This window comes from Aeromonas sp. Y289-2 (genome assembly GCF_027705925.1).
Lineage (GTDB): Bacteria > Pseudomonadota > Gammaproteobacteria > Enterobacterales > Aeromonadaceae > Aeromonas > Aeromonas veronii.
In genome coordinates this window covers 880906-894081 of record NZ_JAPDCH010000001.1, presented here as the reverse complement: position 1 = coordinate 894081, position 13176 = coordinate 880906, and the positions used below count along the sequence as shown (strand labels likewise).

Below are 13176 nucleotides of genomic sequence, written 5' to 3'. Positions count from 1 at the left end.
ATTTTAAATGAAATAAAATTCATTTAATTTTTATTGAAAAAGTTGAATTGTGATTTGTGTCACGTTATTCTCGCCGGCTGTTCAGTCAGGTGATTAATAATGATGAAGTTCACAATAAATGCAATCTCAGTTGTCATCGCAATGTCAGCCAATATCGCGCTGGCATCCCCATGGCATATGGTCGAAGCACACAATAGGCAGGCGGCTGATACAGTCACAACTAGGGAAGGTGCGAATAGGCCGGGAAATTCTTCTCGGCTGACTCAGTCATTTCATTTTTTCCTGTTTGAGCCGATTTTTTCTCCCGTAAATGCCTTGAATCAGCCTATTTAGACTGTTTTTTCGCCGTTTCTTCGCCGTTTCAGGCCTTATTCCCAGTTTTTAGTGAGATCTCTCCCACTGACGTATAATCTGGTCCACCCGAAACAGGTTGGCCAGGGTGAATAACATCGCCAGTTGGTTATCGTTTTTCAGTAACCCCTTGTATCTGGCTTTCACGAAGCCGAACTGGCGCTTGATGATGCGAAACGGGTGCTCCACCTTGGCCCGGATGCTGGCTTTCATGTATTCGATGTTGATGGCCGTTTTGTTCTTGCGTGGATGCTGTTTCAAGGTTCTTACCTTGCCGGGGCGCTCGGCGATCAGCCAGTCCACATCCACCTCGGCCAGCTCCTCGCGCTGTGGCGCCCCTTGGTAGCCGGCATCGGCTGAGACAAATTGCTCCTCTCCATGCAGCAGATTACCCAGCTGATTGAGGTCATGCTCGTTGGCCGCGGTGGTGACTAGGCTGTGGGTCAAGCCACTCTTGGCATCGACACCAATGTGGGCCTTCATGCCAAAGTGCCACTGATTGCCTTTCTTGGTCTGATGCATCTCCGGATCGCGTTGCTGCTCTTTGTTCTTGGTCGAGCTGGGAGCCTCAATGATGGTGGCATCGACCAAGGTGCCTTGAGTCATCATGACGCCTGCTTCGGCCAGCCAGCGATTGATGGTCTTGAACAATTGGCGGGCCAGTTGATGCTGCTCCAGCAGGTGGCGGAAATTCATGATGGTGGTGCGGTCCGGCAAGGCGCTATCCAGGGATAACCGGGCAAACAGACGCATGGAGGCGATTTCGTACAGAGCATCTTCCATCGCGCCATCGCTCAGGTTGTACCAATGCTGCATGCAGTGAATGCGTAGCATGGTTTCCAGCGGATAAGGTCGCCGGCCATTACCAGCCTTGGGATAAAACGGCTCGATGACTTCCACCATGTTTTGCCATGGCAGAATCTGCTCCATGCGGGACAAGAAAATCTCTTTTCTGGTCTGACGGCGCTTACTGCTGAATTCACTGTCGGCGAAGGTGAGCTGATGACTCATGATGAACCCTTTTTCATGGCTCCAGATGACAAACATGATCTCATATCAGGGACTTGTTCGCACCTTCCCTAGTGCCTATACCAGCTTTAAGGTCGATGAAGAGTTTATTCAAAATCTGCGTGCTGGCGATACGCTGATTACTTTGCCATTACCAAATGGTGGAATGGTGCAATTTGAAGTGCAGCCCTCGTCGGTGTTGCCACCTGCATTGGCCGCCAAGTATCCGGATATCATGACCTTTAAAGGCCATGAAGTGGGCAATGAAAATAATACCGGCAGTTTTGATATTTCCCCACGTGGTTTTAATGGCATGTTTATGCACCAAGGGGAGCAGGTGTTTATTGATGTTCAACGTAGCGGTCTTTATTCCGTTTATTACAAAAAAAATGTAAAGCCGCGAAAAAATGGGTATCATGAAGAGCTGATGCAGAATAATACAAGTGAGCATGAAAGTGAAAAAAAGCGCTCATTGTTAGATAGTGCAACTAAGCAAGCAGCACAAAAATATAACTTTCCTGGAATAAAAACATATCGGATCGCGATATCTACCACTGGAGAGTATACCACCTCATTTCATGATAAAATAGGTGCGTTGTCATCTATTGTAACATTGCTGGCTCGAGTCAATGAGATATATGAGCGTGATCTCGGTATAAAATTTATCTTGGCTGATGGTAATGATAATATTATTTTTGACGATCCGGACACAGATCTTTTTTTTAATGGAACTAATAAAGACCGCACATTTACCACGCCTACAATAGACCGTGATGATGCACATCGCAATGAGCTTGTTCAACTGTTGGCTCAAAGAGAAGCCGATCCTGCGAAAAAGTTAGGTGAGTTTGATATTGGCCACGTGCTGATGACGACCAATTATTCTGGCTTGGCATGGGGGACGCTGTGCGCAGCTCCAAATCTGGATTATTTCGGGAATAAGTCCCCTGGTCGAAACTTGCGATCTAATGCAATGAGTGGAGCCGGTAATGGCAGCTCGGGAGCGGGAATCGCAGAGATCGATGCGATGTTTGTCGATACCTTTGCCCATGAAGTGGGTCATCAGCTCGGTGCAGAGCATATCTTTAATGTCGACCAAGGCGGACGTGTAGCTAATTCCGCTTGGGAGGTTGGTAGCGGTGCGACCATCATGGGTTATCCGGGCAGAGTTGGCATGGGGTCACAAAATCTGCAATCTAAAACGACGGGTTATTTTCATAGCAAGTCCATTGAGCAGATGCTTGCTGTGCTAGTCAGCCGGCCAGATAATTGTGGCGTTGTTGAGCCTATGATCAAGCAAGATATTGATGTGAATATCTCACCAGCATCGCAATCAAAAGTTATTCCTGTTAGAACTGCATTTTCACTCACAGGGATTGGTTCTGGTGAAGATGGAATGACTTTTACCTGGGAACAGGTTGATCTTGGTCGAGCGACAGAGAGTGCATCTGATATTTACTATGGGAAATTGAACGATGGACCCTTATATCGTTTTGTAGCGCCTGCAACGTCTCCTGAACGTCACTTTCCTTCTTTGGCTACTCAGCTAAGGGGATATGAACGATTTATGTTGCAACAGCCTGAGCTAATAAAAGATGAAGAGAAGGGCGATCCATGGGTCAATGTACCGCGTACTCTGAATTTCCGTTTGGTGGTCCGTGATGGAAAAGGCGGTGGTGCCTATGATGAGACCTCGGTCGAAGTGGTTGATACAGGTTCACAAACCTTCAAGATATTGCCAGCCCCTGACCAGCGTATTCTGGTTGGCAGCCCGACCACAGTGAATTGGCAAGTAGCTGGAACCGATGGTGGCCGTATCAACTGCCAGCGGGTCGATATCAGTTATAGCAACGATGAAGGCAAGAGCTGGCAGCCGCTGGTCAATGGCGTGAGCAACAATGGCGCTCATGAGGTAACCATTCCGGCCAATGCTGGCAGCGCTGTTCGCCTCAAGCTGGCCTGTAGCGACAATATCTTCTATGCCATTACGCCAAAACTGGCGACCAAGAGCAGCGATACACCGGCTCCCCAGCCTGAAAGCAATGGCGGCGGCGGTGGCGGCGGTTCGACCGGTCTGTTCGCGCTGCTGGGCCTTGGTATCGCTGCGCTACTGCGTCGTCGTGAGATCATGAGCTACTAAACCAAGATAACCCAAGGGTGAGATTACCCATCTTTGGTAAATTGATAAACCAAGCGAAGAGGCGTGAGCCTCTTCGCTTTTTTTGTATGGTTTACAAGGTCGCTTTATCGAGCGCACAATGCCTGCGTCACTCTCTTGATGGTCGTGGAACCATTATTTATTTGAAGGAAAATCAAGATGATGGATGTTGCTGATCTGCGCCGTGAGTATACCCGTGGCGGGCTGCACCGGGCCGATCTGCCGGCCGAGCCGCTGGCGCTGTTCGAGAAGTGGTTGGCGCAGGCTTGTGAGGCCAAACTGACCGATCCCACCGCCATGGTGGTAGCGACGGTGGATGCCGATGGTCAGCCCTGGCAGCGCACTGTGCTGCTCAAGCACTACGATGCCCTGGGGATGGTCTTTTACACCAACATGGGCAGCCGCAAGGCGCAGCAGCTTGAAGGCAATCCTCGTATCAGCCTGCTCTTCCCCTGGCACACGCTGGACAGACAGGTGCATGTGACCGGTCGGGTGGAGAAGATGAGCACCTTCGAGGTGATGAAGTATTTCCACAGCCGTCCCAAGGATAGCCAGATCGCTGCCTGGGTCTCCAAACAGTCGACCCGCATCTCGGCCCGCGGCGTGCTGGAGGCCAAGTTCCTCGAGCTCAAGCAGAAGTTTGCCAATGGCGAAGTGCCGCTGCCGAGCTTCTGGGGCGGATTCCGGGTGGTGATCGAGACGGTGGAGTTCTGGCAGGGGGGCGAGCACCGGCTGCACGACCGCTTCTACTACACCCGCGAAGGGGATGGCTGGCACATTGAGCGCCTGGCTCCCTGATCGCGCTGTTCAATTCTGTTTTCACAAGGAGTGTGTATGCGTCTGTATGGTGATCTGCGTTCCGGCAACTGTTACAAGGTGTGGCTGCTGGCTCGCTGGCTGGAGCTGCCCCTTGAGTGGGTAGAGGTCGATATTCAGGCGGGGGATACCCGTACCCCCGCATTTTTGGCCATGAACCCCAACGGCAAGATCCCGGTGCTGGAGATTGGCCAGGGCGATACACTGGCGGAATCAAATGCCATCCTCTTCTATCTGGCGCAGTGCTCGTCTTTGTGGCCAACCGATCCGCGCCAGCAGGCCGAGGTGCTCAAGTGGATGTTCTTCGAGCAGTACAGCCATGAGCCCTACATCGCGGTGGCCCGCTTTATCGTTCACTATCTCGGCCGCCCCGAGTCCCAGGAGGCGCGGCTCGACGGGCTGAAAGTCGGTGGCGAGAAGGCGCTGGCAGTAATGGAGCAGCAGCTGAAACAGAGCCCCTACCTGTGCGGTGATGCGCTGACCATCGCCGATATCGCCCTTTATGCCTACACCCACGTGGCAGAGGAGGGGATCTTCTCCCTGCAGGGGTGGCCCGCTATCCGTAGCTGGATCGCCCGTATCGAAGCCCATCCCCGCCATCTGACGCTGCCAGCGGCCTGTCAGGCCAGCTGATGGAACTGCTGATCGAGGCCAGTCTGTGGCAACCGCAGTGGACTGCGCTGTTGCAGGTCTGGCAGTTGCAGGGTCATCGCTGGCAGCTGCTACTGGGCAAAGAGGCGGCCGCCGCCCTCGATCAAACCGATGCACCCTGGGCGAGCAGTCCTCCTGACGGGGTGCTCTGCCCGGGGGCCCTGCTGGCTGCCTGGCTCGATGGGGATCTGCTGGCGGATTTTCATGTTGATCCCAGCCGCCAGGTTCTGATCAGTGCCTCTACCTCGCTATTGACCCTCGCCAAGGAGCAGGGACTGCTCACCCTTGGCCCTGTGGGGGCCGATCTGCCGCTCACCCCCGAGGCCGATTTGGGCGCCGTGCTCAATCGCCTGCTGGTGCGCCGCGTGACGGTGCCGACCCTGGCTGAGGGGCATTCGCTATCAGGCGTCGTGCTGCGACCACTGCAGGCCGACGATGAGCGCGAGATAGTGCGCTACTGCAGCGACGAGGCGCTGGCGCGCTACACCCTCAATATTCCTCACCCCTATCCGCCGGAGGGGGCCCGCGACTGGCTGGCGCTCAGCTGGCGCAAGGCGGCGCTTGGCCTTGGCTGGAGCTGGGTCATCACCTTGCCAGAGGAGCAAGGTGCGGCGTTGCTTGGGGTGATCTCCCTGCACTGGAATGGCGAGCTCGCCTGGTGGGTGGGCGTGCCCTGGCAGAATCGCGGTCTGGCGACTCGGGCCGCCAGCTTGGTCAAGGCGTTTGCCTTTGACCAACTGCAACTGCCTGCGCTGACGGCTCGCCATATGCCAGACAATTTAGCCTCCGGCCGGGTGATGGCAAAACTGGGGATGCACTATCGCGGGCGGCGCCATATCAGCGGTCGTCAGCCATGCGAGGTGAGCTACTGGCGGCTGGATCGCGCTCACTCTTTACCCAATCCCTTGGCCGAGGAGATTGCCTGCTGGCTTGCTGATGAGCGGATCGCCGTGGTGATCCTGTGGGATCCTGTAACGTTGGATCGGCAGAGTGCCAACGGCAAGCTGGCCATCTCGCTCTTTGTGGATGAGAGGGGCGCGGGGGAGAAGCCCTGTTTTCTGCGCTGCCCACCGCATCTTGAGAGGTTGCTGGCGCTGCACTGTTACCCCGTCGAACTGCTGGAGCAGGCCGAACCGGAGCAGTTGTCCCATCTTGGCGGCGTCTTGCTGAAAGACAGGGATGAACAGGGGCTGGCGTGGCTGCTGCAACTGGCCGCGCTGCAGCGGCAGGGGCCAGCGCTGCTCAGCCGCGAGGAGCGCGCATCACGGCGCCACTGGTTCAACCAATTGATGGCGCAGGCGCTAGGTGGCAACGGTGACTCGCCGCAGATACGCTATCAGCAGTTACGGCTGCTGGTGGAACTGCCGGAGCTGGTCGATGAGCTGGATGGCTGTTGGCATCAAACGCCAGAACTGACCTTTGAGCGGTTGGCGCGGGAGGCACCCGCCCTCTGGCTGGCCTACCGCGAGGCGATGAACAGGGTCACCCCGGCTACGCTAACCGCCTTGCAGCTGCAGTTTGCTGCTCGTTTTCCTGAGTGCACCCTCCCATTTTTGGACAAAGGTACTCAGAATGACCAGCCGTTGTGTGGAATAATGCCCGCTCTGCTGTACGAGGAGTAATACCTGATGTTGAGAACCGAGCGCCCCGGTGACATGCTGCCGGTCTATGAGCTGCTGAGTGCCGCCTTCGGTCGTTCCGATGAGGCCGAACTGGTCAACCGCCTGCGCGAATGTGGTGCTGCCGTGGTGACCATGGTCGAAGAGGAAGAGTACGAGTTCATGGGGCACCTGATGCTAAGCCCGATCACCATTAACGGCATGGAAGGGCCCTGGCTTGGTCTGGCGCCGGTTGCGGTTCATCCCGACTGGCAAGGCCAGGGGATTGGCTCGGATCTTATCCGTGAAGGGCTTGATACGGCGCTCGAGATGGACTGGAAAGGGGTGGTAGTACTCGGGGATCCGGCCTATTACAGCCGTTTCGGTTTCCGCCCGGCCAGCGAGTTTGGCCTGCACTGCATCTATGAGGTGCCTGCTGACTGCTTTATGGCGATGGAGCTGCAGGAGCGCGGTTTTGCGGGTGTGCAGGGTGAGGTGCTTTATCACCCCCTGTTTGATGAACTCCCCGACGAGCTGCCGGACGCGCAGGCAGAAGTGTCCCATTTATAGCGAGACGTCGCAGCGACAAGCCATAACTGAAAAAGCCCTCATCGAGGGCTTTTTCAGTTTATATCAGTCCCTGCCGGGCTTATTCGAGCAAATTGGCTCAGGCAATGATGTCGAGCTGGGTGCCCTTGCGATTATCTTCGCCCACCATGTCACCCATCTGCTGGGCGAGCGTGCTCTGCTGGAATTGCATGTAGTCACTCAAATTCTGCTGGCGCTGGTAGCGATTGGCCGCCTGATAGAGTTCAGCTGTGTTCAGGCCCGACTTGCTGTCGCTCTCCTGACCGCTGGCCTCCAGGTAGCGCTCCACCACGGCTTTCTCTTGCTGGTTAGCCGTATAAGAGACCGCCAGGGTTCTGCGAGCCGTTGCTTTCTCTTCGCTCTGTGCCTGCAATTCATCCTTCTTGGTCAGTGCTTCGTTACGGGCCTGACTGACCTGCTCGGGTGTTACAGCCGGAGAGGAGGGGTATTTGCCGTAATCAGGCAGCGGCATGGGCCGGGAGGTGATTTGCATGGTGGCGCTTCTCTTTTGAACAGGGACGGACGCATGATACCCATCCATGTTAGCTCAATAAATCACCACTTGTCGGTTCATCAAGAGTAGGTTCAGTTTCGCGTATCGATTGTTAATTGAACCGCCTCTGAGTGACAAAAAAGGCGCCATAAGGCGCCTTTTTATCCTTCGGTTACCGCCGGATCAGTTAAAGAACCAGTAACCACGGTTGACCAGACGGGTCAGCAGTTGCAGGAAACCAGCCTGATCGGCCAGCTCCACCATATCGGCCTGAGTGATGATGTCCTTGTCACACAAGAGCGAAATGGCTGCCGCGTCTTCGCTCTGCAGGGTCCAGGCTTCGCCATCGATGAAGCACTGCTGGCTCTCGCCGCTAAACCAGACGGTGCGCAGGCCTGGTACCTTGATGGCGGGCTCGCCCTGGGTTAGCAGGTCGGCAACCTCCTCGGCGCTATAGTCCGGCTCGACCGGATTGACGTCGAGATCGTGCTTGGCCTCGGAGATCATGGTGCCGAACCACTCCTTGAACAGGGTCTCGTCATCGAGGGCCTGCTGCATCAGCTCGCGCAGACGGTGCAGCTCGTGGGGCTGGATCTCGCCGTGACGGGCACGGGGTTTGAGGTCGGCGTCGCCGTAACGCTCGGTACGCACCTCGTTGTCGATCAGGTGATCGGCAAAGGAGGAGATAAGCGCCTTGGCATCCGGTGCGCGGAAACCCACCGAGAAGTTCATGGAGGGCTCGATGGCGTAGCCTTCGTGGGGGAATCCGGGCGGAATGTAGAGGATGTCGCCCGGCTCCATGATGACGTCGATGATCGCCTCGAACGGCTCGCAGTGCAGCAGGGCGGCGTGAGCGGCGAACTCGTTGAGCGGCTTGGCATCGCCAACCCGCCAGTGGCGTTTGCCCAGCCCCTGGGTGATAAACACATCGTAATTGTCGATGTGGGGGCCGACACCCGCATGGGGGGTGGAGAAGCTCACCATCACATCGTCAAAGCGCCAGCCCGGAATGAACTGGAACGGTACCGCCAGCTCGTTCACCTCGGGAGCCCAGTGGTTGCAAGCCTGTACCAGAATGGTCCAGTTCTCTTCGCCCAGATGGTCGTAGGATTCGAAGGGGCCGTGGGCGGCATCCCACTTGCCGTCGAAACGGGTGACGAGGCGGGACTCGACCACCTCTTCCATGGCCAGACCGGCCAGCTCGTCCGGGCTGATGGGATCCTGAAAGTCCTTGAAGCCACCCTTGATAAGGAGCGGGCGCTTCTGCCAGTAGTGCTCAAGGAAGTGAGCGATATCCAGATTTAATTCGTACATGTTCACCAGTCTCGATATGGTATTTGAGTATGTATAATACCGTTTACAATATTTAACTTATTAAATAAGGTTGGTAACGCTCTAAATGCTAGGTCTATATTAGGTGTTGGACCTATACAAATGTTCCAAATTAGTTCGTTTTTTTCATTAAGCTTTAAGTCCAAGGGGACGTAAGGTATGAGAGTTGATTTTCCTGGTCGAAGGTTAATCCTAATATCATCAAGGTTAATAAATGAGATTAAACGCCACTCACTCTCTTCTATGAAAGACTCATGTTTAAAAAATGGAGCTATCAAAAATAATTGCTTTATTAGCTCATCAATATTATCGATATTTTCTTTTATTGAGGATGCAACACGCCCCCCCCAATTCTGTATAGTCTTTTTCTTTTCCTGTGGATTGTAAATGCATTTTTTCAAATAAAACCCCTGCAGTGATGCACATTCACATAGAAGGCTTTTATTAAAACCAATGTTATATCCAAAACCACTGGGGCAATATCCACGCCATTGACTTAAAGAGTCCCCTTTTTCTGAAAAACAAGCAACATAAACTGATAGCTGAGAAGCGTTGTCAATCGTACTGATTATATTATCATATGTGCTAATTTCTCTGAGACTAGTAGATGATTGACGCAGAGAAATAATTTCCGACCTCGCCATATCAAGACCATGTATAAATTCTTGACTATCATTCATAAAGTGAATGTTGGTAGACCATATGGAAGAAGAATTAATAATCCCAAGTAAACCAGTACCGCTAGTATAATGGTGAAGAATCATAATACTTTCTCATAAAATAAAAGAAGAAAGGCTTTTAGCCTTTCTTCTTTTGGTATTTACTTCAGCAGATCAACCAGACGCTGGGCGTCACCGATATAGTTGGCCGGGGTCAGCTTCTTCAGCTCAACCTTGACCGCTTCCGGCAACTCCAGAGTGTCGATAAAGGTACGCATCCCTTCGGCATCGACGCGGCGGCCACGGGTCAGCTCTTTGAGCTTCTCGTAGGGCTTCTCGATACCGTAGCGGCGCATCACGGTCTGGATCGGCTCGGCCAGCACTTCCCAGTTGGCATCCAGATCGGCGGCCATGGCGGCGTCGTTGGCTTCCAGCTTGGAGATGCCCTTGAGGGTCGCCTGATAGGCAATCAGGGAGTAACCCACCGCCACACCCAGATTGCGCAGCACGGTCGAGTCGGTGAGATCACGCTGCCAGCGAGAGATAGGCAGCTTGCTCGCCAGATGCTGGAACACGGCGTTGGCCAGACCCAGATTGCCTTCGGAGTTCTCGAAGTCGATGGGGTTGACCTTGTGCGGCATGGTGGAGGAGCCAATTTCACCGGCGATGGTGCGCTGCTTGAAGTGACCCAGAGAGATGTAGCCCCACACATCGCGGTCGAAGTCGATCAGGATGGTGTTGAAGCGGGCCATGGCGTCGAACAGCTCGGCGATATAGTCGTGCGGCTCGATCTGGGTGGTATAGGGGTTCCAGGTCAGGCCGAGGGAAGTCACAAACTCCTCGGAGAACTGGTGCCAGTCCACATTCGGGTAGGCGCTAAGGTGGGCGTTGTAGTTGCCGACCGCACCGTTGATTTTGCCGAGGATCTCCACCGCCATGATCTGCTTGAACTGGCGCTCCAGACGGTAGGCGACGTTGGCCATCTCCTTGCCCATGGTGCTCGGGGTGGCCGGCTGGCCGTGGGTACGGGAGAGCAGCGGCATGTCACGGTACTCGTGAGCCAGACGCTTGAGCTCGCTGATCAGCTTTTCGCAATAAGGCTTGATGACCTCTTCGCGAGCGGTTTTCAGCATCAGACCGTGGGAGTTGTTGTTGATGTCTTCCGAGGTACAGGCGAAGTGGATGAACTCGCTGACCGCCGCCAGCTCCGGGTTCACTTCGACTTTCTCTTTGAGGAAGTACTCCACCGCTTTCACATCATGGTTGGTGGTGCGCTCGATCTGTTTGATACGGGCGGCGTCACTCTCGTTGAAGTTGCTGACGATGCCGTCGAGCAGGGCGTTGGCGGCCGCGCTCAGGGCTGGGACTTCCGGGATCCCGGCGTGGCTGGCCAGTTTCTGCAACCAGCGCACCTCGACTTCAACGCGAAAACGCAGCAGGCCGAATTCGGAGAAGATAGGGCGCAGGGCATCGGCCTTGTCGCCATAACGACCGTCAATCGGGGAAACAGCAGTCAGCGCGGACAGCTCCATGGGGTGAACTCCTGATGATTTGTGTGGGGGATCCGTATCCACTCGCGCGTGGGGCTGAGTCGTCGTCAGGGCGGATGTGCGGCTGTTCACCCTGATGTCGACCTCGGTTGCCCGCGCGCGAGCCGATGATTAGTAACGTTTGGCCAGTTCCACCATCTTCTTGCGAGCGAAGATGATCTGGGTGCGGCTGCCACCGAGCTGACGCCACAGCACGCAGGCACGAATGCCAGCCAGCAGCAGGGCGCGCACTTTGTGCTGCACCAGCGGTTGCTGCAGGAACAGCGGGGTGCCTGCCACCTGAATGCGCGGCCCGATGGGGCTGATAAGATCGCTGTAGATGCTCGCCATGTTGGCCAAAATCTGCTCGTCGAGCAGATCGAAGTGCTGTTGCTGGCGGCCAATCTGGCTGATCCGCTCACCCAGCATATTGAGAATGTCCTTGCGCTTGGCCAGCTTGCGCTCCAGCGCAATCAGGCTCACCACGTAGCGGGTCAGCTCGGCATTCTTCTGGCTGCCGTCGGCACCCAGCTGCTCGACCAGCGCGCGGTAGCCGTCGCGAATGGCCAGATGGGTGTTGTTGAACACCTCGAGCGGCTGGCTCGGGTTGGTCACCAGAATGCTGGAGAGGCTCTCGCGCAGGGCGGCCTCGTCACAGCTGCCGTCTCGGGCCACCTTCTGCACCAGATACGCGGCCTGGCAGATGCCGGCAAAGGCCATTGTTCTGTCTTGGAATTTATCGCTCACGTCTGCTGCCTTCTGTTAAGGATTCAAACCGGATGGCTGAAACGTTGTTCGATGATGCCGCCGCCCAGACACACTTCTCCGTCGTAGAAGACGGCGGACTGGCCCGGGGTCACCGCAGCCTGTTTCTCGTCGAAGATGACCCGGATGGTCTCGTCGTCGATGGGCTGGATCAGGCAGGGGATATCCTGCTGACGGTAGCGGGTCTTGACGGTGCAGCGACGCGGTTCGCGAATGGGAGTGCGATCCACCCAGTGCAACTGGCTTGCAATCAGGCCATCGGAGTAGAGACGGGGATGCTCGCCCTGCGCCACCACCAGCACGTTGCGCTCGACCTCTTTGTCGACCACGTACCAGGCCTCTTCGGTGGCATCTTTGCGACCACCGATGCCGAGCCCCTTGCGCTGGCCCAGGGTGTGATACATCAGCCCCTGATGCTCGCCGATCACCTTGCCATCCACGGTCTCGATTTTACCGGGCTGGGCGGGCAGGAACTTGGCCAGGAAGTCCTTGAACTTGCGCTCGCCGATAAAGCAGATGCCGGTGGAGTCTTTCTTCTTGGCGGTGATGAGATCCAGCTGCTCGGCGATGCGGCGCACCTCCGGCTTCTCCAGATCGCCAACCGGGAACAGGCTCTGACCCACTTGCTTCTCGCTCAGGGTATAGAGGAAGTAGCTCTGATCCTTGTTGGTATCGAGACCGCGCAGCAGGCGCGGGCGGCCGGTGCTGTCGTCACGGCGCACATAGTGGCCGGTGGCGATGTAGGTGGCACCCAGCTCTTCGGCGGCAAATTCGAGGAACGCCTTGAACTTGATCTCCTTGTTGCACAGGATATCGGGGTTCGGCGTGCGGCCAGCCTTGTACTCTTCGAGGAAGTGCTCGAACACATTGTCCCAGTACTCGGCCGCGAAGTTGATAGTGTGGAGTTTCATCCCCAGCTTGTCGCAGACGGCCTTGGCATCAGCCAAATCCTGGGCGGCAGAGCAGTACTCGTCCGTGTCGTCTTCTTCCCAGTTCTTCATGAACAAGCCTTCGACCTGATAGCCCTGCTGCTGGAGCAGGTAGGCCGAGACGGAAGAATCCACGCCGCCGGACATGCCGACGATCACCTTGATTTGGCTGTTGTCTGTCATTAGTCGAAGTTACCAGTTCGTTTAAACGGGGCGTATTCTACCAGAGTTTTGCGCCCCCGGTCACATATCCATGCCGCAGTTCCCATCAGGAGCCTGATAGCAGGAAATCGTTTTTC

At 55.5% G+C, this 13176-nt stretch carries 12 protein-coding genes; 5 read left to right on the top strand and 7 right to left on the bottom strand.

All coding sequences use genetic code 11. The annotated features are described in order from the left end of the window. Positions 1 to 381 precede the first annotated feature (381 nt). Positions 382 to 1362 (bottom strand): IS5-like element IS5 family transposase, encoded by a 981-nt coding sequence (locus OKC43_RS03965; protein WP_270803949.1) that lies wholly within the window; start codon positions 1360 to 1362, stop codon positions 382 to 384. 163 nt (positions 1363 to 1525) lie between these two features. On the opposite strand from OKC43_RS03965, the gene OKC43_RS03960 reads away from it, so the two are divergent. The 5 genes from OKC43_RS03960 to OKC43_RS03940 all read left to right on the top strand — a co-directional run bounded on the left by OKC43_RS03960 (position 1526) and on the right by OKC43_RS03940 (position 7152). Next, positions 1526 to 3499, top strand: coding sequence for a reprolysin-like metallopeptidase (locus tag OKC43_RS03960; protein ID WP_333563047.1), 1974 nt, complete (start codon positions 1526 to 1528; stop codon positions 3497 to 3499). A 177-nt stretch (positions 3500 to 3676) separates the two neighbouring features. Further along, the gene (gene pdxH / locus OKC43_RS03955; protein WP_270803948.1) at positions 3677 to 4315 is read left to right on the top strand and encodes a pyridoxamine 5'-phosphate oxidase; all 639 of its coding nucleotides are present in this window, start codon (positions 3677 to 3679) and stop codon (positions 4313 to 4315) included. A 36-nt stretch (positions 4316 to 4351) separates the two neighbouring features. Continuing rightward, positions 4352 to 4966 carry a glutathione S-transferase family protein gene (locus tag OKC43_RS03950; RefSeq protein WP_236358679.1) on the top strand — a complete coding sequence of 205 codons (615 nt, stop codon included), beginning with the start codon at positions 4352 to 4354 and terminating at the stop codon, positions 4964 to 4966. Beyond that, positions 4966 to 6606 (top strand): GNAT family N-acetyltransferase, encoded by a 1641-nt coding sequence (locus tag OKC43_RS03945; RefSeq protein ID WP_129503559.1) that lies wholly within the window; start codon positions 4966 to 4968, stop codon positions 6604 to 6606. Before OKC43_RS03950 ends, OKC43_RS03945 begins: the two co-directional genes overlap by 1 nt. A 6-nt stretch (positions 6607 to 6612) precedes the next feature. Beyond that, positions 6613 to 7152, top strand: coding sequence for a GNAT family N-acetyltransferase (locus tag OKC43_RS03940; protein ID WP_005344037.1), 540 nt, complete (start codon positions 6613 to 6615; stop codon positions 7150 to 7152). A 97-nt stretch (positions 7153 to 7249) separates the two neighbouring features. Here OKC43_RS03940 and OKC43_RS03935 read toward each other — a convergent pair whose 3' ends face one another. The 6 genes from OKC43_RS03935 to mnmA form a co-directional block, all read right to left on the bottom strand. Further along, positions 7250 to 7663 (bottom strand): hypothetical protein, encoded by a 414-nt coding sequence (locus OKC43_RS03935; protein WP_270803947.1) that lies wholly within the window; start codon positions 7661 to 7663, stop codon positions 7250 to 7252. A gap of 183 nt (positions 7664 to 7846) precedes the next feature. Further along, a complete protein-coding gene (locus OKC43_RS03930; RefSeq protein WP_005353621.1) occupies positions 7847 to 8977 on the bottom strand; it encodes a ribosomal protein uL16 3-hydroxylase in 1131 nt (376 codons plus the stop codon). Positions 8978 to 8979: 2 nt separating this feature from the next. Next, complete coding sequence (locus tag OKC43_RS03925; protein ID WP_216989187.1) at positions 8980 to 9759, bottom strand: DUF2971 domain-containing protein; 780 nt, start codon at positions 9757 to 9759, stop codon at positions 8980 to 8982. A gap of 56 nt (positions 9760 to 9815) precedes the next feature. Beyond that, the gene (gene purB / locus OKC43_RS03920; RefSeq protein WP_047434256.1) at positions 9816 to 11186 is read right to left on the bottom strand and encodes an adenylosuccinate lyase; all 1371 of its coding nucleotides are present in this window, start codon (positions 11184 to 11186) and stop codon (positions 9816 to 9818) included. A 129-nt stretch (positions 11187 to 11315) separates the two neighbouring features. After that, on the bottom strand, positions 11316 to 11930 hold the full coding sequence (hflD, locus tag OKC43_RS03915; protein WP_005334622.1) for a high frequency lysogenization protein HflD: 615 nt from the start codon (positions 11928 to 11930) through the stop codon (positions 11316 to 11318). Positions 11931 to 11953: 23 nt separating this feature from the next. Beyond that, entirely contained in the window at positions 11954 to 13060 is a 1107-nt protein-coding gene (mnmA, locus tag OKC43_RS03910) for a tRNA 2-thiouridine(34) synthase MnmA (protein ID WP_005353619.1), read from the bottom strand. Positions 13061 to 13176: the final 116 nt, after the last annotated feature.